Origin of the sequence: Streptomyces sp. NPDC005566 (genome assembly GCF_040605575.1) — a bacterium.
Lineage (GTDB): Bacteria > Actinomycetota > Actinomycetes > Streptomycetales > Streptomycetaceae > Streptomyces.
Map to the genome: position 1 here is coordinate 144449 of NZ_JBEXDB010000008.1, position 22385 is coordinate 166833.

The window sequence follows — 22385 nt, forward strand, 5'->3', positions numbered from 1 at the left end:
GTCGGCGGGCCTGCTAGCCGACCGAGCCCTCCATCTGCAGCTCGATCAGCCGGTTGAGCTCCAGGGCGTACTCCATGGGCAGCTCCTTGGCGATCGGCTCGACGAATCCGCGCACGATCATCGCCATGGCCTCGAACTCGGTCATGCCGCGGCTCATCAGGTAGAAGAGCTGGTCCTCGGAGACCTTGGAGACGGTCGCCTCGTGACCCATCGACACGTCGTCCTCGCGGACGTCGACGTACGGGTAGGTGTCGGAGCGCGAGATGGTGTCGACGAGCAGTGCGTCGCACAGCACGTTCGACTTGGCGCCGGGGGCGCCCTCACCGATCTCGATCAGACCGCGGTAGGAGGTGCGGCCGCCGCCTCGTGCCACCGACTTGGAGACGATGTTGGAGGAGGTGTTCGGTGCCATGTGCACCATCTTGGCGCCGGCATCCTGGTGCTGGCCCTCGCCCGCGAAGGCGATGGACAGGGTCTCGCCCTTGGCGTGCTCGCCCATCAGGTAGATGGCCGGGTACTTCATGGTGACCTTGGAGCCGATGTTCCCGTCGACCCACTCCATCGTCGCGCCCTCGTACGCCACGGCGCGCTTGGTGACGAGGTTGTAGACGTTGTTCGACCAGTTCTGGATGGTCGTGTAGCGGCAGCGGCCGCCCTTCTTCACGATGATCTCGACGACCGCGGAGTGCAGGGAGTCCGAGGAGTAGATCGGCGCGGTGCAGCCCTCGACGTAGTGGACGTAGGCGTCCTCGTCGACGATGATCAGCGTCCGCTCGAACTGGCCCATGTTCTCCGTGTTGATACGGAAGTAGGCCTGGAGCGGGATCTCCACGTGCACGCCCTTCGGCACGTAGATGAAGGAGCCGCCGGACCACACGGCCGAGTTCAGCGAGGCGAACTTGTTGTCACCGACGGGGATGACGGTGCCGAAGTACTCCTGGAAGAGCTCCGGGTGCTCCTTCAGCGCGGTGTCGGTGTCCATGAAGATGACACCCTGCGCCTCGAGCTCCTCGTTGATCTGGTGGTAGACCACTTCGGACTCGTACTGCGCGGCGACACCGGCGACCAGGCGCTGCTTCTCCGCCTCGGGGATGCCGAGCTTGTCGTACGTGTTCTTGATGTCCTCGGGCAGGTCCTCCCAGGACTCCGCCTGCTTCTCCGTGGACCGCACGAAGTACTTGATGTTGTCGAAGTCGATGCCCGACAGGTCCGAGCCCCAGTTCGGCATGGGCTTCTTGCCGAACAGCTTCAGGCCCTTGAGACGGAGCTTCAGCATCCACTCCGGCTCGTTCTTCTTCTCCGAGATGTCGCGGACGACAGCTTCGGACAGGCCGCGCTTCGCCGCCGCGCCTGCCGCGTCGGAGTCGGCCCAGCCGAATTCGTACGTGCCCAGGCCATCGAGCTCAGGGTGGGCAGTCTCCGTGGGGAGCGTCATGCGGGGTTCCTCCCGGCCGTACTTGCAGATGGTGATGTGGTGGTCTGTGGTGCTGCGGGGCTGCTGCGCGGAACGAACGTCGTGCACACCCCGTCGCCGTGGGCGAGGGTGGCCAGACGCTGTACGTGCGTCCCGAGCAGGCTGGAGAAGAATTCCGTCTCCGCCTCGCACAGCTGCGGGAACTGCTCGGCGACGTGCGCCACCGGGCAGTGGTGCTGGCACAGCTGCTCGCCCTGCTGGGGGCCCGGCGCGCTGCGCGCCGTTGCAGCGTACCCGTCGGCCGACAAGGCCTTGGCCAGCGCCTCGGTGCGTGCCTCGGGGGTCACGGCGTCGACCGCGGCGCGGTACGTCTCCCACTGGGAGGCCATGCGCGCGCGGGCGAAGGCGACGAGCGCCTCGTCCCCGCCCGTTTCGGCGATCCAGCGCAGGGCGTCGGCGGCGAGCTCGTCGTAGGACTGGTCGAAGGCGTCGCGGCCGCAGTCCGTCAGGGCGAACACCTTGGCCGGACGGCCACGGGTGCGCGCTCCGTACACCCGCTGTTCGCGGGCCTCGACGACGTCGTCGGAGACGAGGGCGTCGAGATGACGGCGTACGGCGGCCTGGGTCAGGCCGACGCGCTTCGCCAGATCGGCGGCGGTGGACGGGCCGTGGTCCAGGATGGAGCGCGCGACCCGGTTGCGCGTCGAGCGCTCACCGGTCGCGAGTTCCTCCTGAGGAGCCTCGCCAACGTATTTCACAACGCCATTGTTGCGTAATTCGTCCGGGCCTGACAACCCACCCCCCGACCCGGCGCGGTGCGCTTCATCACTTAGGCGAACCTAAGTTGACCTGCGGAAATGATGATCTCCGGCACGCCTTCGCGGGTAGGAGGTCTAGACCACACGCAGCCGCTGGGCCTGCGAAAACGCCGGACCGGCCCCCGGCGGACGAAGGTCCGCCGGGGGCCGACCGGGTGACTGCGGGCCGGTCAGCCCGCCGCGAGGTCGGACCGCTCGGTCACTCTGATCGAGTTGACCAGCGTCCTGCCCTCATTGGCCACGAACCGGAGGTTCAGCCGGCCGTCGGTGACCGTAATGGTGAACGCACGGTCGTGCGCTGTGTACCGCCCGGCCTCCAGCGCCAGGTCGAGGTTGGGCACGACCTGCGCCCCCTCGGCCATCACGTCGAAGACCCGGTCGGTCGGATCGTTGGAGGCGAGCTCGGCGAAGCCCAGCTCGATCCGGTAGGTGCCCGACGGCAGCCCGTCGAAGCGGTACTCGTACATGCCCTGCCGCGCCGTCGAGTAGCGGGCGGGGTCGTCGGTCGCCGAGATGGCCCTCGACGTCGTGACCCGCGAGGTGCTCCCGAGGTACCCGTAGGCGCCCGCGGTGTAGGCCGGGTCGACCGTCCAGGTGTCACCGAGCGCGTCGACAGCCGACTTTTTGGCGCCGGTGTCCAGCGCCGTCTGGTACGCAGGGACGACGACGCTCACCGGGATCTCGACCACCGGCGCACGGCCGCTGCCGCTGGTGAGCACCAGGGTCGCGGTGAGAACCGTGCCGGGCGTGGCGCCGCTCGTGTCGAAGGCGAGCGGAACGGACGCCTCCGCGCCTCGGGCGAGCGTGCCCTCGGCGGCTGACAGCCCGAGCCAGCCCGCGTCCTGCTTCTCGGTCACGGTGTAGGCCGACTCCGTACCGGCGTTCGCCAGGTCCAGCGTCCGGGTACGGGACTGCCCGGCCGGAACGACCAGTTTCACGGCGTCCTGTGCGGAGCGCACCAGCGGTGTGCCGAGCGCCGTCGTCGTGTACGCGACGTCGCCCGCCTTCGCGTCGACCGGTGCGGAGACGGTCGCGTAGCGGTCGGCGGACACCTCCACGGTGTACTCCCCCGCGGCCGGCTGCAGCGCGTACGTACCGTTCCCCGCCGTGGTCACGCTCTCCCCGGCGACCGTGACCGTGGCACCGGCCAGCGGCTCGTCGTCGTTGGCGTCGACGACCTTGCCGGCCACGACCCCGCGGGCCTTGGCACCGAAGGACAGGGTGGTGCCGTCCGTGATGACCGGGGCGTTGAAGGAGTAGAGGAGCGCGTCCGTGCCGGTGGCGTTCTCCAGGCCCACGGTCGCGGTGGCCCCGTTGCCCGGCACGCTCTTGTAGTGGTACGAGATCGAGCCGTCCTCGCCGATCACGGCGGAGAACGTGGCGCGCGTGCTGCCGGTCACGACCAGGGCGTCCCGCCACTCGACGACGGCCCTGCGGTGCGGCGCGGTGCCGGTGACCGCCCAGTACACGCCTCCCGAGGCGTCGACCGTCATGTTGTCCCACAGCGGGTAGAGCGCCCCGTTGGGGGTCCCGGTGCTGGGCAGCGTCGCATTGGTGCTGCTGGTGGACGAGGTGCCGAACGCCAGCACACCCTCCAGGGTCGCCGTCGCCGTCGTGTAGCCCTTGCCGTACAGCGCGAAGGTGAACGGCAGGCTGAAGGAGGCCGCACCCGAGGTGGTGGAGGTGTAGGTCAGCTTCTCGGTGCCGGCCGGGAACTCGGCGGCGCTCTCGGTGCTGCAGGAGTAGCCGAAGGTATCGGTCCGGTCGTCCAGGGCGATGTCCTGGGTGAGGTCGGCGGCGATGTCGACCGTGAGCGAGGTCGCGGTGGCGCAGGCACCCGCCGGGGTGACGGCCAGGGTGTACGAGCCCTGCGGGAGCGTGAGGCTGTACGAGCCGTCGGCCTCGGCCGTCGTGGTGACCGGGGTTCCCTGGGCCGCGACGACGGCACCCGCCTCGGCGCCCGCGGAACTGGTGACCTTGCCCGACAGTGTGGCCGCGGGCGCCGTCGCCAGCGGGAAGTCCTTGACCGCCGCACCGTTCTCGACGACGGTCACCGCACCCTTCGCGGTGAGGTACCCGAACTTGGTGACGGAGACCTCGTAGTCGCCGACCATCAGCTTCGGCAGGGCGTATCCGCCGTCCGTCGCGGTCGTCGCGGTCGCGCGCATCGGCCCCTCGAAGGTGACGACGGCGTCGGTGACAGCGGCGCCCCCGGACGTGACGGTGCCGCTGACGGCTCCGAGCGCTCCGCGCGGGGTGGCGTTCACGGCCTCGAAGGCATCGAGCCTGCCCTCGCCGAAGACGTTGTTGCGGGCGGCCGTGCCACCGCACTGGTCGGCCGGGGTGTCGACGGCGGTGGAGTCGAGCAGCGCCTCGGTGGCCGTGACGTCACCGGCGACGGCGGGCGAGGCCGCCCACATCAGGGCGACGGTCGCCGCGGTGTGCGGGGAGGCCATCGACGTACCGGAGATCGTGTTGTAGCCGCCGCCCGCCCAGGAGGAGCGGATGTTGACTCCCGGTGCCGCGAGGTCGGGCTTGATCTCGGCGTTCTCGCCGGTGCCGCGGGAGGAGAAGGAGGCGATGGCGTTGTCGATGTCGAACGCGCCCGAGGAGTAGGAGTTGGTGTACGAGCCGGGGCTGCCCGCGGTGTTGCAGCCGGGGCCGTTGTTGCCGTTGGAGAAGGCCGGGAAGATGCCGGCGTCCCTCCAGGACTGGACGGTGTCCCGGTACCAGGCGTCGTAGACGTTGGCGCCCCAGGAGTTGTTCACCACGTCGGGTGCCAGCTCCGGGCGCGGGTCGGCGCCGGCGGAGTCGGTGGGGGCGACGACCCACTGGCCGGAGGCGAGCAGGGTGTCCCGTGCGCAGGAGCTGGTCGCGCAGCCCTTCGCGGCGATCCACTTGGCACCCGGCGCGACGCCGATGCCGTCGGCGCCCACCATGGTTCCCATGGTGTGCGTGCCGTGGCCGTTGTTGTCGCACGGTGCGGCCGTGGCGCAGACGGAGGCCGGGTCGAACCAGTTGTAGTCGTGGCTGTACGTGCCGTCGGCCTTGGTGCCGCGGTAGGCGGCCTGGAGCGCGGGGTGGTCGTACTGGACGCCGGAGTCGATGTTGGCGATGACGATGCCCTCGCCCTTGACGCCGAAGCTGCTCCACACCTTGGGCGCGTTGATCCGGTCGATGTTCCACTCGACGGCGTCGATGCCCGTCTCGTCCTCGCCGGGCAGCGGGTCGGGGATCTCGATCGGGTCGTCGGCCTCGATCGACTCGACGTCGTCACGGGCGGCGATCTTCTCCGCGAGCGCCTCACTGACGCCGGTGGCCTTGATCGTGTTGCTGATCCAGAACGTCTTGTAGGAGACACCGGCGCCGGTCAGCAGGTCACGCAGACCCGCCTGCGACTGCTTGGCGTGCGCGGTCTTGGCCGCGTACAGCTTCCGCGCCCGGTCGTCCTTCCCGCCGGCCGCACGGGCCGCTCCGGTGTCGGCCTCGGAATCCAGATTGATCCAGAGTGTCGCCCTGCCCTTCTCCGCCAGCGCGTCGACGACCGAGGACTGGGTCTTCTGCTGGTAGAGGGTCGGACCGCCGGGATCCGGCCGGGCGTGCGCGGGGGCCGCCGAGAGGGCCAGCGGCAGTGCCGTCAGAGCCGCAGTGAGTACGGCGAGGGGTCTTGTGCGGGTGAGTCTTCGGGCCACGGGCTGTTCTCCTTCTCTGTGGAGTGGAGGTAGCGCGGGTGCTCGGCCCGGTCCGCCGCCTGATCGGCAGCGAACCGGGCCGCGTGAGATGTTGAAGCTCCAACAAAGGAAACGGAAGACGGCGCGGGGGCGGGAGCGCACCCATGTGGCCGGATACGTTCATGGGCCCCCTGGGGCGCCGGATCCACTGCGCGGCCGGTACGGCATCCACGCGACAGGGACATGACATGAAGGGGAAATGTTCCCGTCACGTCGTTCCCCTCGAGAAAATGGCCGGATCCCCGCACCGCACCACCCGGCCCCTGCACCGCACCCCCGGTTCTCCGCGAGGCACCCCCGGGGAACCCTCCGCGCAATGTCCCGGACCACCCCGCCTAGACTTGCCCGCCATGAGCAGCGAGCCCGTCGTACAGGTCAAGGCCCTGGTAAAGCGCTACGGCACCAAGACCGCGGTGGACGGCCTCGACCTGGAGGTCCGGGCGGGCACGGTGACCGCGGTCCTCGGTCCCAACGGCGCCGGCAAGACCACCACCGTCGAAACCTGCGAGGGCTACCGCAGGCCCGACGACGGGAGCGTGCGGGTCCTGGGCCTGGACCCGGTCGCCGACGCGGCCGAACTCCGTCCCCGTATCGGCGTGATGCTGCAGTCCGGCGGCGTCTACTCCGGTGCGCGCGCCGACGAGATGCTCAAGCACATCGCGAAACTGCACGCCCACCCGCTGGACGTCGGCATGCTCATCGAACGTCTCGGGCTCGGCAGCTGCGGCCGCACCACCTACCGCCGGCTCTCCGGTGGCCAGCAGCAGCGCCTCGCCCTGGCGATGGCCGTCGTCGGCCGCCCCGAGCTGGTCTTCCTGGACGAACCGACCGCGGGCCTCGACCCGCAGGCCCGTCGCTCCACCTGGGACCTGGTCCGGGAGCTGCGCACCGACGGCGTGTCGGTCGTCCTCACCACCCACTTCATGGACGAGGCCGAGGAACTCGCCGATGACATCGCCGTCATCGACGCGGGCCGGGTTGTCGCCCAGGGCAGCCCGGAGCAGCTGTGCCGCGGCGGCGCCGAGAACACCCTGCGCTTCACCGGTCGGCCCGGGCTCGATCTCGCCTCGCTCCTGAAGGCTCTGCCCGACGGCACCGAGGCGGCCGAGCTCACCACCGGCGCGTACCGCATCACCGGGAAGATCGACCCGGAGCTGCTGGCCACCGTCACCTCCTGGTGCGCCCAGCACGGCGTGATGCCGGACGGCATCGCGGTGGAGCGGCACACCCTCGAGGACGTCTTCCTCGAACTGACCGGCAAGGAGCTGCGCGCATGAGCGCCGGTACGTACACCCCCCGCCCCGGCGCCGCCCCGCTGCCGCGCATGATCGCCGCACAGGCCGCACTGGAGACGCGGATGCTGCTGCGCAACGGCGAGCAGCTGCTGCTGACGGTGGTCATTCCGACGCTGCTGCTGGTGCTGTTCAGCGCGGTCGACATCGTGGACACGGGCGCGGGCGAGCCGGTCGACTTCCTGGCGCCCGGCATTCTCGCGCTCGCGGTGATGTCCACGGCCTTCACCGGCCAGGCCATCGCAACGGGGTTCGAACGGCGTTACGGGGTACTCAAGCGACTGGGCGCCTCACCGCTGCCGCGCTGGGGCCTGATGGCGGCGAAGACCCTCGCGGTGCTGGTCACCGAGGTGCTGCAGATCGTCCTGCTCACGGTGATCGCCTTCGCGCTGGGCTGGTCCCCCGAGGGCAGCCCGTTCGCCGTCCTGCTGCTCCTGGTGCTGGGCACCGTGGCCTTCTCCGGCCTCGGGCTGCTGATGGCGGGGACGCTGAAGGCCGAGGCCACCCTCGCGGCGGCCAACCTGGTCTTCCTGCTGCTGCTGGTCGGCGGCGGGGTCATCGTGCCGCTGGACAGGTTCCCCGACGCGGCGCAGTCGGTCCTCGGGCTGCTGCCGATCTCGGCGCTCTCGGACGGCCTCAGGGACGTCCTCCAGCACGGCGCCCCGATGCCGTGGGGCAACCTGGGGATCCTTGCCGTGTGGGCGGTGCTCGGGCTCGGCGCGGCGGCGAAGTTCTTCCGCTGGGAGTGAGCATGCGGTGACATACCGCTGATGTCACGAGACATCCGGGATTGACCACCACCCCTCGTGAAAACGTGCACAAGCCGTTGCCTACGATGGTGCGCGTGGAAACCCCCCTCTCCTACATCGCCAAGCGCTGGACGCCGTCCGTGACGACGGCCCGGCGTGCCGCACTGTCCGCAGTCGTCATGACGGTGTTCATCATCGTCACCGGCGGTGCCGTCCGGCTGACCGGTTCCGGTCTGGGCTGCGACACCTGGCCCAAGTGCACGGACGACAGCCTCTTCGCCACGCCGGAGCAGGGTCTGCACGGCGCCATCGAATTCGGCAACCGCATGCTCACGTACGTCCTGTCGGCCGCGGTCGGCTGGGCGATCATCGCGGCGCGCTCCCTGAAGCCCCGCCGGCGCGGTCTGACCCGGCTCGCCTGGTCGCAGTTCTGGCTCGTGATGGGGAACGCCGTCATCGGCGGTATCACGGTCTGGGCGGGCCTCAACCCGTGGTCGGTGGCCGGGCACTTCCTGCTCGCCAACTGTCTGCTCACCGTGGCCGTCCTCACCTGGGTGCGGATCGGCGAGGGCGACGGCCCGCGCCGCCCGCGCGCCCCGAAGCCGGTGCGCAACCTGTCCTGGGCGATCGTGGCGGCCTCGGTGGTCCTGATCGCGCTCGGCACCACGGTGACCGGTTCGGGCAAGCACGCCGGGGACAGCAGCGACGTACCGCGCATGCCGTGGGACTGGTCCGCCGCGGCCCATGTGCACGCCGTCGCCGCCTGGGTGGTCTGCGCCCTGGCGATCGCGATGTGGCTGGCCCTGCGGATCGTGGACGCCCCCGCCGACACCCGGGCGCGCTCCCGGGACCTGCTGATCGTCCTGGTGGCGCAGGGCGCCATCGGATACGTGCAGTACTTCAGCGACGTCCCCGAGATCCTGGTCGGCCTCCACATGCTCGGCTCGGGCCTGATGTGGATCGCCGTCCTGCGGTTGCTGCTGTCGCTGCGCGAGCGCCCGGTGGCGGGGGCCACCGTTCCCGCCCCGGCGTCCGGCCGGGAGCCGGAGCACGCGCCCGTAGCCTGATCCGCGCGAAAGCCTCTGCCGTCGTACCCGGTCGGGTACGACGGCAGAGGCTTTCGCGTGTGCGGGTTCAGCCGTTCGACGGGCCGCCGAGCTGGATTCCGGCCATCCGGGACCACTCGTACGGGCCCGTGCGCACCTTGGCGGCGAATTCGCCGTCGAAGCTCTCGTGCATCGTGATCCCGGACTTCCGGGCGGCGCTCTCGGCGACGGCGTAGGAGGGGGCGACCAGGTCGCCCCAGCCGCCGTCCTCACCCACGAGGACGATGCGGGTGCCCATCTGGCCGATGTAGGCGAGCTGCCCCTCGGCGCCGCCGTGAGCCTCGGCGAAAGCGCCGATCTGCTTGGCGAGCTTCGCGGCCCTGCGCTCCGCGCGGGCCGCGTGCTTGCTGTCGTCCGTCTGCTGGGTCTGGGGCTCTGCCGTCTCTGCCATGAAAATGATGCTACCGAGGGGTAGATCGACCGGCGACGGGCGGGGACGTGGCATAGGCCACGTCCCCGCCCGTCGGCGGAGCTTCGTACCTGTGGGACTACCGCAGGAAGGGGTCCACCGCGATGGCGACGAAGACGAGGGAGACATAGGTGATGGACCAGTGGAACAGTCGCATCTCCTTGAGCTTGCTGCCGGTCACCCCGGCCCTGGCCCGGCTCTGCAGGCCGTGCGCCTCCCAGAGCCAGAAGCCGCCGGCCAGCAGGGCCACCGCCGTGTAGAACCAGCCGGTGTAGCCGAGCGGGGTCAGCAGCAGCGAGACCCCGACCATCACCCAGCTGTAGATGACGATCTGGCGGGCCACCACCAGATTGGAGGCGACGACCGGGAGCATCGGGACGCCTACCCGGGCGTAGTCCTCCTTCACCTTCATCGACAGCGGCCAGTAGTGCGGCGGCGTCCAGAAGAAGATGACGGCGAAAAGAATGACCGCGGCCCAGGACATCGAATTGGTCACGGCGGACCAGCCGATGAGTACGGGCATGCAGCCGGCGATTCCGCCCCAGACGATGTTCTGCGAGGTCCGGCGCTTCAGCAGCATCGTGTAGACGACGACGTAGAACAGAAGTGCGCCGAGCGAGAGCGCGGCCGAGAGCCAGTTGACGAGCAGGCCGAACCAGACCGTGGAAATCACTCCGAGGGCGATTCCGAAGGCCAGGCACTCGCGCGGGCTCACCATGCCTGTGACCAGCGGCCTCTGGGACGTACGGTCCATCAGCGCGTCGATGTCACGGTCGATATACATGTTGAGCGCATTGGCACCGCCCGCGGAAAGATATCCGCCGATGGTGGTGGTGACTACGAGCCAGACGTCGGGCACGCCTTGAGCGGCAAGAAACATCACCGGAACTGTGGTGATCAGCAGCAACTCGATGATGCGCGGCTTGGTAAGTGCCACGAATGCCTTGATGCGGGCCCCGAACGGGCGATGGCCCACTGGGCTCGGAGTCAAGGCGACCCCTGCGGGTCGGGACTCGACGGCCGTCACGCACACCCCTGACAGAGAAATCCCAGCAAGCTCCGGGCAGGAAGGCCCGGTAAAGACTTGCGCGAACCAGACCACTGTAGACGTTGCGGATACGCCGCTCTTCGCGGGGGTGGGGTCGTGTTGGGGTGGCGCAGAAGTGAACGGTGGCGCTCATACGGGAGGCGAACTCCGCAGGTCGCCCGCACTGTGGAAAGGGCAGAAGTGAGGCCTAGTTCCGGGGGTAGGCTCGGCAATGCCCGGTGCGGTAACCAGCCACCGGTTTACGAACAGTGGAGAGGAGCCCTGACTCAGGGTGAGCACCAAGCCGACCACCACAGACCTCCAGTGGACCGAATTGGACCAGCGGGCCGTGGACACTGTCCGCGTCCTCGCCGCGGACGCCGTACAGAAGGTCGGAAACGGCCACCCGGGTACGGCGATGAGCCTGGCCCCTGCCGCGTACACCCTCTTCCAGAAGGTGATGCGCCACGACCCGGCGGACGCCGACTGGACCGGCCGTGACCGCTTCGTCCTTTCCGCGGGCCACTCCAGCCTGACGCTCTACATCCAGCTCTACCTGGCCGGTTACGGCCTGGAGCTGGACGACCTCAAGGCGTTCCGCACCTGGGGCTCCAAGACCCCCGGCCACCCGGAGTACGGCCACACCACCGGTGTCGAGACGACGACCGGCCCCCTCGGCCAGGGTGTCGCCAACGCCGTGGGCATGGCGATGGCCTCCCGCTACGAGCGCGGCCTGTTCGACCCGGAGGCGGCCCCCGGCACCTCCCCGTTCGACCACACCGTCTGGGTCATCGCCGGTGACGGCTGCCTCCAGGAGGGCATCTCCGCCGAGGCGTCCTCGCTGGCGGGCCACCAGAAGCTCGGCAACCTGGTGCTCCTGTGGGACGACAACCACATCTCGATCGAGGGCGACACGGAGACCGCGGTCTCCGAGGACACCCTCAAGCGGTACGAGTCCTACGGCTGGCACGTCCAGCGCGTCGACCAGTCGCCCGACGGCGACCTGGACCCCGAGGGCCTCTACCGGGCACTGCTGGCCGCCAAGGCCGAGACTGAGCGCCCGTCGTTCATCGCGGCCCGCTCGATCATCGCCTGGCCCGCCCCGAACGCCCAGAACACCGAGGCCGCGCACGGCTCGGCTCTCGGTGACGAGGAGATCGCGGCCACCAAGCGGGTCCTCGGCTTCGACCCCGAGAAGACCTTCGAGGTCTCCGACGCGGTCATCTCGCACACCCGTGAGGCACTGGACCGCGGCCGTGAGGCCAAGGCCGAGTGGGAGAAGTCCTTCGCCGCGTGGCGCACCGCCAGCCCGGAGCGCGCCGCCGAGTTCGACCGTATCGCCGCAGGCGAGCTGCCCGAGGGCTGGGAGGACAAGCTCCCCGTCTTCGAGGCGGGCCACGGTGTCGCCACCCGTGCGGCCTCCGGCAAGGTCCTGCAGGCGCTCGGCGGAGTCATCCCCGAGCTGTGGGGCGGCTCGGCCGACCTGGCGGGCTCGAACAACACCACGATCGACAAGACCTCGTCGTTCCTCCCGGCCGGCAACCCGCTGCCCGAGGCGGACCCGTACGGCCGGACGATCCACTTCGGCATCCGCGAGCACGCGATGGCCGCGGCCATGAACGGCATCGCGCTGCACGGCAACACCCGTATCTACGGCGGCACTTTCCTGGTGTTCTCCGACTACATGCGCAACGCCGTGCGCCTGTCCGCGCTGATGCACCTCCCGGTGACGTACGTGTGGACGCACGACTCGGTCGGCCTCGGCGAGGACGGTCCGACCCACCAGCCGGTCGAGCACATCGCCTCGCTGCGCGCCATCCCGGGTCTCAACGTCGTCCGCCCGGCCGACGCCAACGAGACCACGATCGCCTGGCGCGAGATCCTGCGCCGCTACACCAAGGTGTTCGGCAAGGGTGCCCCGCACGGTCTGGCGCTGACCCGCCAGGGCGTGCCGACGTACGCGGCGAACGACGACGCGGCCAAGGGCGGCTACGTCCTGTTCGAGGCCGAGGGCGGCGAGCCGCAGGCCGTTCTGATCGCCACGGGCTCCGAGGTCCAGCTGGCCGTCGAGGCGCGGGACGAGCTCCAGGCAGCCGGCGTGCCGACCCGTGTGGTCTCGATGCCGTGTGTCGAGTGGTTTGAGGAGCAGGACCAGGAGTACAAGGACAGCGTGCTGCCGCCGTCCGTCAAGGCCCGTGTCGCGGTCGAGGCCGGCATCGGTCTGACCTGGCACCGGTACGTGGGCGACGCGGGCCGGATCGTCTCGCTGGAGCACTTCGGTGCCTCGGCCGACGCCAAGGTCCTCTTCCGCGAGTTCGGCTTCACCGCCGGCCACGTGGCCGCCGCCGCCCGGGAATCTCTCGCCGCCACCGCGCGCTGACCCGGATATACGACAAGTAGGAGATGCAATTCTCATGACAGACGCACTCAAGCGCCTCTCCGACGAGGGCGTGGCGATCTGGCTGGATGACCTGTCCCGTACACGGATCACCTCCGGCAACCTGGCCGAGCTGATCGACCAGAGCCACGTCGTGGGTGTCACGACCAACCCGTCGATCTTCCAGAAGGCGATCTCCGAGGGCCACGGTTACGACCAGCAGCTCACCGACCTCGCCACCCGCAAGGTCACGGTCGACGAGGCCATCCGCATGATCACGACGGCCGACGTCCGCGACGCCGCCGACATCCTGCGCCCGGTCTTCGACGCCACCGACGGCCAGGACGGCCGGGTCTCCATCGAGGTCGACCCGCGCCTGGCCCATCACACGGCGGCCACCGTCGCCGAGGCCAAGCAGCTGGCCTGGCTGGTGGACCGGCCGAACACGCTCATCAAGATCCCGGCGACGAAGGCCGGCCTGCCGGCGATCACCGAGGTCATCGGCAAGGGCATCAGCGTCAACGTGACGCTGATCTTCTCGCTGGAGCGCTACCGCGAGGTCATGGACGCCTACCTGGCGGGCCTGGAGAAGGCGAAGGCCGCGGGCCTGGACCTCTCCAAGATCCACTCGGTGGCCTCGTTCTTCGTGTCCCGCGTGGACAGCGAGATCGACAAGCGCCTGGACGCCGTGGGCACCGACGAGGCGAAGGCGCTGAAGGGCAAGGCCGCTCTCGCCAACGCCCGCCTCGCCTACGAGGCGTACGAGGAGGTCTTCTCCTCCGACCGCTGGGCGGCCCTGGACAAGGGGCGCGCCAACAAGCAGCGTCCGCTGTGGGCCTCCACGGGCGTGAAGGACCCCGCGTACAAGGACACCCTGTACGTGGACGACCTGGTCGCCCCCGGCACGGTGAACACCATGCCCGAGGGAACCCTGAACGCCACGGCGGACCACGGACAGATCACGGGCAACACCATCGCCGGCACCTACGAGCAGGCACGTGCCGAGCTCGACGCCGTCGGGAAGCTCGGGGTCAGCTACGACGACGTCGTCCAGCTCCTCGAGGACGAGGGCGTCGAGAAGTTCGAAGCCGCCTGGATCGACCTGCTCAACTCCACCGAGGCCGAGCTCAAGCGCCTCGCTCCTTCGGAGGGCTGACCACCTTGTCTGGTGTTCCCGGAGCCAACCCGCTCCGTGACGCCCAGGACCGACGGCTCCCGCGTATCGCGGGGCCGTCGGGCCTGGTGATCTTTGGCGTCACGGGCGATTTGTCCCGTAAAAAGCTGATGCCCGCCGTCTACGACCTGGCCAACCGCGGCCTGCTACCGCCGGGCTTCTCGCTCATCGGTTTCGCACGCCGCGAGTGGCAGGACGAGGACTTCGCCCAGGAGGTCCACGACGCCGTCAAGCAGCACGCGCGTACGCCGTTCCGTGAAGAGGTCTGGCAGCAGCTCATCCAGGGGATGCGCTTCGTCCAGGGCAACTTCGACGACGACGACGCCTTCGAGACCCTGAAGTCCACGATCCAGGAGCTCGACAAGGCACAGGGCACGGGGGGCAACTTCGCCTTCTACCTGTCCGTACCGCCGAAGTTCTTCCCCAAGGTCGTCCAGCAGCTCAAGAAGCACGGGCTCGCGGACCAGAAGGAGGGCTCCTGGCGGCGTGCCGTCATCGAGAAGCCGTTCGGACACGACCTCACCAGCGCGCAGGAGCTCAACCAGCTCGTGCACGACGTGTTCCCGCCGAACGAGGTCTTCCGTATCGACCACTACCTCGGCAAGGAGACGGTCCAGAACATCCTGGCGCTGCGCTTCGCCAACACGATGTTCGAGCCGATCTGGAACAGGTCGTACGTCGACCACATCCAGATCACGATGGCCGAGGACATCGGCATCGGCGGCCGGGCCGGCTACTACGACGGCATCGGCGCGGCCCGTGACGTCATCCAGAACCACCTGCTCCAGCTGCTGGCGCTGACCGCGATGGAGGAGCCCGGCTCCTTCCACCCGAAGGCCCTGGTCGCCGAGAAGCTCAAGGTGCTCACGGCGGTGGAGCTGCCGGAGGACCTGGGCAAGCACACCGTGCGCGGCCAGTACGCGCACGCGTGGCAGGGCGGCGAGGAAGTCCCCGGCTACCTGGAGGAGGACGGCATCGACCCCAAGTCGAAGACCGACACTTTCGCCGCGATCAAGCTGACGATCAACAACCGCCGCTGGGCGGGCGTGCCGTTCTACCTCCGTACCGGAAAGCGGCTCGGCCGCCGGGTCACGGAGATCGCGGTCGTCTTCAAGCGCGCCCCGTACCTGCCCTTCGAGTCCGGTGCGACGGAGGAGCTGGGCGGCAACGCCCTGGTCATCCGGGTGCAGCCGGACGAGGGCGTCACGGTCCGGTTCGGCTCCAAGGTGCCCGGTACCTCCATGGAGGTACGGGACGTCACGATGGACTTCGCGTACGGCGAGTCCTTCACGGAGTCCAGCCCGGAGGCGTACGAGCGGCTTCTCCTGGATGTCCTGCTCGGCGACGCCAACCTCTTCCCGCGCCACCAGGAGGTCGAGCTCTCCTGGAACATCCTCGACCCGATCGAGCAGTACTGGGACAAGCACGGGAAGCCCGCCCAGTACGCGGCCGGCACCTGGGGTCCGGCCGAGGCCGACGAGATGCTCGCACGCGACGGACGGAGCTGGCGCCGGCCATGAAGATCGATCTCACGGAAACCACGTCCAGCAAGATCAACCAGGCCCTGGTGTCGGCCCGCCGTTCCATCGGCACCCCGGCCATCGGAATGGTGCTCACCCTCGTCGTCGTCACCGACGAGGAGAACGCCTACGACGCCCTCCGGGCGGCGGCCGACTCCTCCCGCGAGCACCCCTCGCGGATCATCGCGGTGATCAAGCGGATCAGCCGTTCGCCGCGCAGCCGGCGTGACGCCCGCCTCGACGCCGAGGTGCGGGTCGGTTCCGACTCGGGCTCCGGCGAGACCGTCGTCCTGCGCCTGCACGGCGAACTGGCCAATCACGCCCAGTCGGTCGTTCTGCCGCTGCTGCTGCCGGACGCCCCGGTCGTGGTGTGGTGGCCCGAGGACGCCCCGGCGGACCCGGCGAAGGACCCGCTGGGTGCGCTGGCCCAGCGCCGTATCACCGACACGTACTCGGCCGAGCACCCGCTCGACGAGCTCGCGGTGCGTGCGGCGACGTACCAGCCGGGTGACACCGACCTGGCGTGGACCCGCATCACACCGTGGCGCTCGATGCTGGCGGCCGCGCTCGACCAGCAGCCCGCCCAGGTCGTCTCGGCGACGGTCGAGGGCGAGTCGGACAATCCGAGCTGCGAACTGCTGGCCATGTGGCTCGCGGACCGGCTCGGTGTCCCGGTGGAGCGCACCCTGTCCGCCGGTCCCGGTCTGACGGCCGTGCGGCTGGAGACCAAGAGCGGTGTCATCGTTCTGGACCGGGCCGACGGCTCGCTGGCCACGCTCTCCATGGTGGGCCAGCCGGACCGCGCGGTGGCGCTGAAGCGGCGGGAGACCGCCGAGCTCCTCGCGGAGGAGCTGCGGCGGCTGGACCCGGACAACATCTACGAGGCCACGGTGAAGTTCGGCGTGGAGCGTCTCGGGGGTCCCGCCGAGGCGTCGTCGGTCGGTGCCGGGCACAAGCCGTCGTCCCCGGCCGGTGCCGCGGCCCCGGCCGCGAAGAAGGCCGCGGCCAAGAAGGCGGCCTCGAAGTGAGTGCTCCGCAGCTCGTCGTGCACCGCGACAAGGAGCTGATGGCCCAGGCCGCGGCGGCCCGGCTGATCACGAAGATCGTGGACGCCCAGGCCGCGCGCGGATCGGCCTCCGTGGTCCTCACCGGCGGGCGCAACGGCAACGGCCTGCTGGCCGCGCTCGGCGGTTCGCCCGCGCGGGACGCGATCGACTGGTCGCGGCTCGACCTGTGGTGGGGCGACGAGCGGTTCCTGCCCGAGGGCGACCCGGAGCGCAACGTCACGCAGGCCCGTGAGGCCCTGCTGGACGCGGTGGCCCTGGACCCGTCCCGGGTGCACGCGATGCCTGCTTCGGACGGTCCCTACGGCGGCGACGCGGATGCCGCCGCCGCGGGGTACGCGGCGGAACTGGCTGCCGCGGCGGGCCCGGAGGACCACGGGCCGGTACCGACGTTCGACGTGCTGATGCTGGGCGTCGGCCCGGACACGCATGTCGCGTCGCTCTTCCCGGAGCTGCCGGCGGTACGGGAGACCGAGCGCACCGTCGTCGGTGTGCACGGCGCTCCCAAGCCGCCGCCCACCCGTGTCTCGCTCACGCTGCCCGCCATCCGGGCCGCGCGCGAGGTGTGGCTCCTGGCGGCGGGTGAGGACAAGGCCGAGGCGGCGGAGATCGCGCTGTCCGGTGCCGGGGAGATCCAGGCCCCGGCTGCGGGCGCGTACGGCCGCAGCCGCACGCTGTGGCTGATGGACGCGGCGGCGGCCTCGCGGCTGCCGCGTGCGCTGTACCCGCCCGCCTCTGCGTAGGCACAGGTCGACGGAGGCCCGGTTCCGCTCCCAGGAGCGGGCCGGGCCTCCGTCGTGCCAGGGTGGCGCCATGGTGAGAATCGGGACTGTGGTGATGGGCGCGTCGGACGTACGTCGCGCGGCGGACTTCTGGATGGCGGCGCTCGGCTACGTGGAGCGTGAGCCGCTCGAGGACGACTGGGTGGTGCTGGTCCCGGCCGAGGGGCACGGCGCCGGACTGGCCCTGGGGCGGAGCGAGTCGCCCGTGCAGGAGGTGCCGCGCGTCCACCTCGACCTGTACACCGATGAGCAGGACGCCGAGGTGGCGCGGCTGACGGGGCTGGGGGCGCAGCCGGTGGCGTGGGAGCTCTATCCGCCGGATCCGGACTTCGTGGTTCTCGCGGACACCGAGGGCAACCGCTTCTGCGTCATCGACACGACGCACGGCTGACCCGGGCGCCTCAGCCGCGCTCCAGGAACGGCTCCAGCAGGCCGGGCACGGCCTCCGCTGCGAACGTGAGGCCTTCGGAGGCGTCGGTGTCGTGCGCGGTGTACGCACCGGCCCCGGCTGCCGTCGTGGCGGTGACACTCAGCAGCCCGGCCCGGCGCTGGAAACAGGACTGCCTGACCGTCCAGCCGATCACCCCGGTCCGCTGCAGGGCCGCCGTGGAGCGCCGGACGGTACCGGACCGGGTCACGAGGTAGTCGCCGCTGACGGTGTGCCCCAGGGCCCGGTAGGCGTCGAGGGCCAGCAGCACGGCGAGGGGGAGGAACACCACCGTGCAGGCCAGCGCGATCCACAGCAGTACGGGCGTCAGCACGGCGCCGAGAACTGCCAGGGTCAGTACGGGGACCAGAACGGCCCCCAGCGCGCGGCGCAGCCGCCTGCTCCGGGCTGCGCGGGGGTGGGCGGTCAGCGTGGCACCGGTCGGGGTCCTCGTCTCGCGCAGGACCTCGGCCGCGATCATGTCGGCCAGCGGGCGGGGCACGGCCGGGAGCAGGGTGTTGTGGTCGGCGCCCTGCGATTCCTCGTCCTTGGCCAGCCCCGTGGTGATCGCGTCCACCCGCGCGGCACCGAACAGCCGTACGCCGAGCGGTTCCACCAGGTCCACACCGCGCAGCCGCTGTTCCTCGACGGAGAGGGAGCGGGAGGTCAGCAGTCCCCGCCGCACCCGCAGGGTGCCGCCGGGTTCGCGCTCCAGTCGGTAGTTCCACCACATCTCGACCCAGAGGCCGAGTGCCCCGACGACACCGGCGGCCAGGGCCGCCCCCGCCATGATCACGATCGCCCGGGCCAGCGGGGTGTCGAGGAACCGGTCGGCGACCCAGGCGATCACCTCTCCCTGCACCCCGGCCCACTCGCTGATCTGCAGCAGCCCGCCGACCGCGGCGCCGCCCAGTGCGGGAGCGACGAAGGAGACCGGTGCGAAGCGGATCCAGCGCGGGTCGAGCGTGGCCAGTTCGCCCTCGCGGTGCGTCCCGGACCCCGACTCAGCGGCGCGGTCGAGGAGTTCGTGGCGCAGCCGCTCCCCCTCGGCCCGGGAGACGGGGTCCAGTTCCAGGGTCGATTCGCCGCCCGTCTGTTCGCCGGTGCCGATGCGCACCGTGACCAGGCCGAGGACCCGCAGGTGCACGGGGGCGGTGAGGTCGACGCTGCGGATCCGTGTCCGGTCCAGTGAGCGCCGTTTGACCAGCAGGAGTCCGGTGTGCAGGTCGACGCGTACGGTGCCGACGCGGTAGCGGGTGCGCCGCCACCGCACGTAGTCACCGGCCGTGGCGCAACCGATCAGGAGGGCGGCCCCGGCCAGCGCCCAGCCGATGGCTCGTGCGTATCCGAACCGGTCGGACAGGCCGAGGACGGCCGGCACGGCCGCGCCGGCCGCGACTCCCGCCGTGACGAGCGCGGTGACCAGCACCGTGCGCGGGTGGATCCGCCGCCACCCGGGGTCCTCGGCCGCGGCGGTGCTCACGTCGCGTCCCCGGGGGTGGCCTGGGTGACCCTGGCCAGCCGTTCGACGAGCTCGGCCGCGACCTCGTGACCGAGGCCCTCGATCCGCACGGCTCCCTTGGAGGACGCGGTGGTGACCGTGACCGTGGCCAGTCCGAAGAGCTGCTCCAGCGGACCGCGCACGGTGTCCACGGTCTGGATGCGGGACATCGGCGCGATCCTCCACTCCTGCAGGAAGACACCGGTCCGTACGTAGACCGCGTCGTCGGTGACCTCCCACCGATGGGTGCGGAACCACCAGAGGGGGAAGAGGACGGCGCACAGCAGGCCGATGACCGCCAGTGCCGCCGCGGGCACCAGCAGCCAGAACCTGGCCGGAGCGATGAAGGCCCCCAGCAGGCCCATGACGGCCACCGGAGCGGCCGTCAGCAGCAGCCACTGGGCCCGCCACCATCCGACGGCCCGCGGAGCCGGTGCGTTCCGCGGCGGCCTGAGTGCTACCGTCCCCGCCCCCCTGCCCATCGGCTCAGCGACCCCGCAGTGTGCGGTACGCGGAGACGAGGGCGGCGGTGGAGCTGTCGAGTTCCTCCTCGCCGGTGCCGTCGGTCAGGACCGGCTCGATCTTCCTGGCGAGGACCTTGCCGAGCTCGACGCCCCACTGGTCGAAGGAGTCGATGTTCCAGACGGCGCCCTGGACGAAGACCTTGTGCTCGTACAGCGCGATCAGCTGGCCGAGCACCGACGGGGTGAGCCGGTCGGCGAGGATCGTGGTCGTCGGGTGGTTGCCGCGGAACGTCTTGTGCGGAACGAGCTCCTCGGCGACGCCCTCCGCACGGACCTCGTCGGGCGTCTTGCCGAAGGCGAGGGCCTGGGTCTGGGCGAAGAAGTTGGCCATCAGCAGGTCGTGCTGGGCGATCAGGCCGGGCAGCAGGTCACCGACGGGCGCTGCGAAGCCGATGAAGTCCGCCGGGATGACCTTCGTGCCCTGGTGGATCAGCTGGTAGTAGGCGTGCTGGCCGTTGGTGCCGGGGGTGCCCCAGACGACCGGGCCGGTCTGCCAGTCGACCGGATTGCCGTCCCGGTCCACGGACTTGCCGTTGGACTCCATGTCCAGCTGCTGCAAGTACGCGGTGAACTTGGACAGGTAGTGGCTGTACGGCAGCACGGCGTGGGACTGGGCGTCGAAGAACGCGCCGTACCAGACACCCAGCAGACCCAGCAGGAGCGGGGCGTTCTCCTCGGCGGGCGCGGTGCGGAAGTGCTCGTCGACGAGGTGGAAGCCGTCGAGCATCTCACGGAACCGGTCCGGACCGACGGCGATCATCAGCGAGAGACCGATCGCCGAGTCGAAGGAGTAGCGGCCGCCGACCCAGTCCCAGAACTCGAACATGTTCGCCGTGTCGATGCCGAAGTCCGTGACCTTCTCCGCGTTGGTCGACAGCGCCACGAAGTGCTTGGCTACGGCGTCCTGACCGGCCCTCAGCTCGGTGAGCAGCCAGTCGCGGGCGGAGGTGGCGTTGGTGATCGTCTCGATCGTCGTGAAGGTCTTGGACGCGACGATGAACAGCGTCTCCGCCGGGTCGAGGCCCTGTACGGCCTCGTGCAGGTCGGCACCGTCGACGTTGGACACGAAGCGGACGGTGAGCGAGCGGTCCGTGAAGGAGCGCAGTACCTCGTACGCCATGGCGGGGCCGAGGTCGGAGCCGCCGATGCCGATGTTCACGACGTTCTTGATGGGCTTGCCGGTGTGACCGGTCCACTCGCCCGCCCTGACCCGGTCGGAGAAGGCGGCCATCCTGTCGAGGACGGCGTGCACGGCCGGCACCACGTTCTCGCCGTCGACCTCGATCACGGCGTCGCGCGGGGCGCGGAGCGCGGTGTGCAGGACGGCGCGGTCCTCGGTGGTGTTGATCTTCTCGCCGCGGAACATCGCGTCCCGCAGCCCGGCGACGTCCGTGGCGGCGGCGAGCTCGCGCAGCAGGCCCAGCGTCTCGTCGGTGACCAGGTTCTTGGAGTAGTCGATGTGGAGGTCGCCGACCCGGAGGGTGTACGCGCTCCCGCGGTCCGGCGCGTCCGCGAACAGCTGACGCAGATGGGTGCCGCCGAGCTCCTCACGGTGCTTGCCGAGAGCCGTCCACTCGGGCGTCTGATTGAGCTTCGTTCGGCTTTGTGCGTTCATCCGGGAAATCGCCCACTTCTTCTCGTACCTGCAACATCCCCGCTGCCCCACCAACCTAATTGATCTGAGGGGCGCGACGGGGCAGCAGCGGGCTGCGGGACGACATACGGATTCCGGCCGGGCACCCGTGGGGTGACCGGCCGGTGGACAACGTCTAGATCTCGCCGCGGAGTTTCGCCAGGGCTTCGGCGAGGATCGCTTCGCCGTCCGCGTCGCTGCGCCGCTCACGCACGTACGCCAGGTGCGTCTTGTACGGCTCGGTGCGCGGTGGTGCCGGCGGATTGTCCCGGTCATGGCCGGCCGGGAAACCGCACCGCGGGCAGTCCCAGGTCTCCGGTACCTGCGCGTCATGGGCGAAGCTCGGCTGCGTCTCGTGCTCGTTCGAGCACCAGAAGGAGATGCGGAGGCGCGGCGCGGACTCGCCGCGCTCGGCCTCCCCCATCGGCCCCGCTCCGACCCGGCTTCCCCGGATCGCGTTGCCACTTGCCACGGTCGTAACTCCCTGCGTGATGGTGCTCGAAGATGCCCCAGTCTACGTAAGGCCCAACGCGCGTCCAGTGGAAGGAGTTACACCCTCACCGGGAATCGCGAACGACGGGTCAGCTGTCCAGCTTGATGAGCAGACCAAGGACGACAATGCACGCGAACCAGGCCAGACCAACCACGACGGTGATGCGGTCGAGGTTACGCTCGGCGACCGACGAGCCGCCCACGGACGACTGCATTCCGCCACCGAACATGTCGGAGAGGCCGCCGCCCTTTCCCTTGTGCATCAGCACCAGCAGCATCAGCAGCAGGCTGAAGACGATCAGGGCGATCTCGAACGCCAAAATCACGGCTGGTCCCTACTTTCCG

The 22385-nt window shown here is 70.1% G+C and carries 19 protein-coding genes; 9 read left to right on the forward strand and 10 right to left on the reverse strand.

Annotated features, from left to right (window positions below):
• Positions 1 to 13: 13 nt before the first annotated feature.
• From sufB to ABZS61_RS15060, 3 genes are all read right to left on the reverse strand, one after another.
• Positions 14 to 1435 (reverse strand): Fe-S cluster assembly protein SufB, encoded by a 1422-nt coding sequence (sufB, locus tag ABZS61_RS15050; RefSeq protein WP_329212265.1) that lies wholly within the window; start codon positions 1433 to 1435, stop codon positions 14 to 16.
• A complete protein-coding gene (locus tag ABZS61_RS15055) occupies positions 1432 to 2172 on the reverse strand; it encodes a metalloregulator ArsR/SmtB family transcription factor (protein WP_356419818.1) in 741 nt (246 codons plus the stop codon). Before ABZS61_RS15055 ends, sufB begins: the two co-directional genes overlap by 4 nt.
• Positions 2173 to 2402: 230 nt before the next feature.
• Positions 2403 to 5924 (reverse strand): S8 family serine peptidase, encoded by a 3522-nt coding sequence (locus ABZS61_RS15060; RefSeq protein WP_356419822.1) that lies wholly within the window; start codon positions 5922 to 5924, stop codon positions 2403 to 2405.
• A gap of 389 nt (positions 5925 to 6313) precedes the next feature.
• Here ABZS61_RS15060 and ABZS61_RS15065 point away from each other — a divergent pair, with 389 nt between their 5' ends.
• The 3 genes from ABZS61_RS15065 (at position 6314) to ABZS61_RS15075 (ending at position 9071) form a co-directional block, all read left to right on the forward strand.
• Positions 6314 to 7240, forward strand: a complete 927-nt coding sequence (locus ABZS61_RS15065; protein ID WP_356419825.1) for an ABC transporter ATP-binding protein — start codon at positions 6314 to 6316, stop codon at positions 7238 to 7240.
• Positions 7237 to 8004, forward strand: coding sequence for an ABC transporter permease (locus ABZS61_RS15070; RefSeq protein WP_356419828.1), 768 nt, complete (start codon positions 7237 to 7239; stop codon positions 8002 to 8004). The genes ABZS61_RS15065 and ABZS61_RS15070 overlap by 4 nt, the downstream gene beginning before the upstream one ends.
• A gap of 86 nt (positions 8005 to 8090) precedes the next feature.
• On the forward strand, positions 8091 to 9071 hold the full coding sequence (locus ABZS61_RS15075; protein ID WP_356419830.1) for a COX15/CtaA family protein: 981 nt from the start codon (positions 8091 to 8093) through the stop codon (positions 9069 to 9071).
• Between the two features lie 67 nt (positions 9072 to 9138).
• Here the strand turns inward: ABZS61_RS15075 and ABZS61_RS15080 are convergent, their stop codons facing one another.
• Both ABZS61_RS15080 and ABZS61_RS15085 read right to left on the reverse strand, forming a co-directional pair.
• Positions 9139 to 9501, reverse strand: coding sequence for a hypothetical protein (locus ABZS61_RS15080; RefSeq protein ID WP_356419832.1), 363 nt, complete (start codon positions 9499 to 9501; stop codon positions 9139 to 9141).
• Between the two features lie 97 nt (positions 9502 to 9598).
• Positions 9599 to 10552 (reverse strand): heme o synthase, encoded by a 954-nt coding sequence (locus tag ABZS61_RS15085; protein ID WP_356419835.1) that lies wholly within the window; start codon positions 10550 to 10552, stop codon positions 9599 to 9601.
• Positions 10553 to 10838: 286 nt separating this feature from the next.
• Here ABZS61_RS15085 and tkt point away from each other — a divergent pair, with 286 nt between their 5' ends.
• The 6 genes from tkt to ABZS61_RS15115 all read left to right on the forward strand — a co-directional run bounded on the left by tkt (position 10839) and on the right by ABZS61_RS15115 (position 17854).
• On the forward strand, positions 10839 to 12926 hold the full coding sequence (tkt, locus tag ABZS61_RS15090; protein WP_356419838.1) for a transketolase: 2088 nt from the start codon (positions 10839 to 10841) through the stop codon (positions 12924 to 12926).
• Positions 12927 to 12960: 34 nt separating this feature from the next.
• Complete coding sequence (gene tal, locus ABZS61_RS15095) at positions 12961 to 14079, forward strand: transaldolase (RefSeq protein ID WP_356419841.1); 1119 nt, start codon at positions 12961 to 12963, stop codon at positions 14077 to 14079.
• Positions 14080 to 14084: 5 nt separating this feature from the next.
• Positions 14085 to 15617 carry a glucose-6-phosphate dehydrogenase gene (gene zwf, locus ABZS61_RS15100; RefSeq protein WP_356419844.1) on the forward strand — a complete coding sequence of 511 codons (1533 nt, stop codon included), beginning with the start codon at positions 14085 to 14087 and terminating at the stop codon, positions 15615 to 15617.
• On the forward strand, positions 15614 to 16645 hold the full coding sequence (gene opcA, locus ABZS61_RS15105; protein WP_356419847.1) for a glucose-6-phosphate dehydrogenase assembly protein OpcA: 1032 nt from the start codon (positions 15614 to 15616) through the stop codon (positions 16643 to 16645). The genes zwf and opcA overlap by 4 nt, the downstream gene beginning before the upstream one ends.
• Positions 16642 to 17424, forward strand: a complete 783-nt coding sequence (pgl, locus tag ABZS61_RS15110) for a 6-phosphogluconolactonase (protein WP_356419850.1) — start codon at positions 16642 to 16644, stop codon at positions 17422 to 17424. The genes opcA and pgl overlap by 4 nt, the downstream gene beginning before the upstream one ends.
• A 70-nt stretch (positions 17425 to 17494) precedes the next feature.
• Positions 17495 to 17854 (forward strand): VOC family protein, encoded by a 360-nt coding sequence (locus tag ABZS61_RS15115; RefSeq protein WP_329212238.1) that lies wholly within the window; start codon positions 17495 to 17497, stop codon positions 17852 to 17854.
• A gap of 10 nt (positions 17855 to 17864) precedes the next feature.
• Here ABZS61_RS15115 and ABZS61_RS15120 read toward each other — a convergent pair whose 3' ends face one another.
• The 5 genes from ABZS61_RS15120 to secG form a co-directional block, all read right to left on the reverse strand.
• The gene (locus ABZS61_RS15120; protein ID WP_356419854.1) at positions 17865 to 19373 is read right to left on the reverse strand and encodes a PH domain-containing protein; all 1509 of its coding nucleotides are present in this window, start codon (positions 19371 to 19373) and stop codon (positions 17865 to 17867) included.
• Positions 19370 to 19873, reverse strand: coding sequence for a PH domain-containing protein (locus tag ABZS61_RS15125; protein ID WP_356419857.1), 504 nt, complete (start codon positions 19871 to 19873; stop codon positions 19370 to 19372). Before ABZS61_RS15125 ends, ABZS61_RS15120 begins: the two co-directional genes overlap by 4 nt.
• Positions 19874 to 19877: 4 nt before the next feature.
• Positions 19878 to 21530 (reverse strand): glucose-6-phosphate isomerase, encoded by a 1653-nt coding sequence (gene pgi / locus ABZS61_RS15130; protein WP_356419859.1) that lies wholly within the window; start codon positions 21528 to 21530, stop codon positions 19878 to 19880.
• A 154-nt stretch (positions 21531 to 21684) separates the two neighbouring features.
• Positions 21685 to 22020, reverse strand: a complete 336-nt coding sequence (locus tag ABZS61_RS15135) for an RNA polymerase-binding protein RbpA (RefSeq protein ID WP_356419862.1) — start codon at positions 22018 to 22020, stop codon at positions 21685 to 21687.
• Between the two features lie 109 nt (positions 22021 to 22129).
• A complete protein-coding gene (secG, locus tag ABZS61_RS15140; protein ID WP_069172160.1) occupies positions 22130 to 22366 on the reverse strand; it encodes a preprotein translocase subunit SecG in 237 nt (78 codons plus the stop codon).
• Positions 22367 to 22385: the final 19 nt, after the last annotated feature.

Bases quoted from the DNA above. Each gene is read 5' to 3' on its own strand.
- sufB (WP_329212265.1), bottom strand. From the start codon at position 1,435: ATGACGCTCCCCACGGAGACTGCCCACCCTGAGCTCGATGGCCTGGGC.
- ABZS61_RS15065 (WP_356419825.1), top strand. From the start codon at position 6,314: ATGAGCAGCGAGCCCGTCGTACAGGTCAAGGCCCTGGTAAAGCGCTAC.
- ABZS61_RS15070 (WP_356419828.1), top strand. From the start codon at position 7,237: ATGAGCGCCGGTACGTACACCCCCCGCCCCGGCGCCGCCCCGCTGCCG.
- ABZS61_RS15075 (WP_356419830.1), top strand. From the start codon at position 8,091: ATGGTGCGCGTGGAAACCCCCCTCTCCTACATCGCCAAGCGCTGGACG.
- ABZS61_RS15080 (WP_356419832.1), bottom strand. From the start codon at position 9,501: ATGGCAGAGACGGCAGAGCCCCAGACCCAGCAGACGGACGACAGCAAG.
- tal (WP_356419841.1), top strand. From the start codon at position 12,961: ATGACAGACGCACTCAAGCGCCTCTCCGACGAGGGCGTGGCGATCTGG.
- opcA (WP_356419847.1), top strand. From the start codon at position 15,614: ATGAAGATCGATCTCACGGAAACCACGTCCAGCAAGATCAACCAGGCC.
- ABZS61_RS15115 (WP_329212238.1), top strand. From the start codon at position 17,495: ATGGTGAGAATCGGGACTGTGGTGATGGGCGCGTCGGACGTACGTCGC.
- ABZS61_RS15125 (WP_356419857.1), bottom strand. From the start codon at position 19,873: ATGGGCAGGGGGGCGGGGACGGTAGCACTCAGGCCGCCGCGGAACGCA.
- pgi (WP_356419859.1), bottom strand. From the start codon at position 21,530: ATGAACGCACAAAGCCGAACGAAGCTCAATCAGACGCCCGAGTGGACG.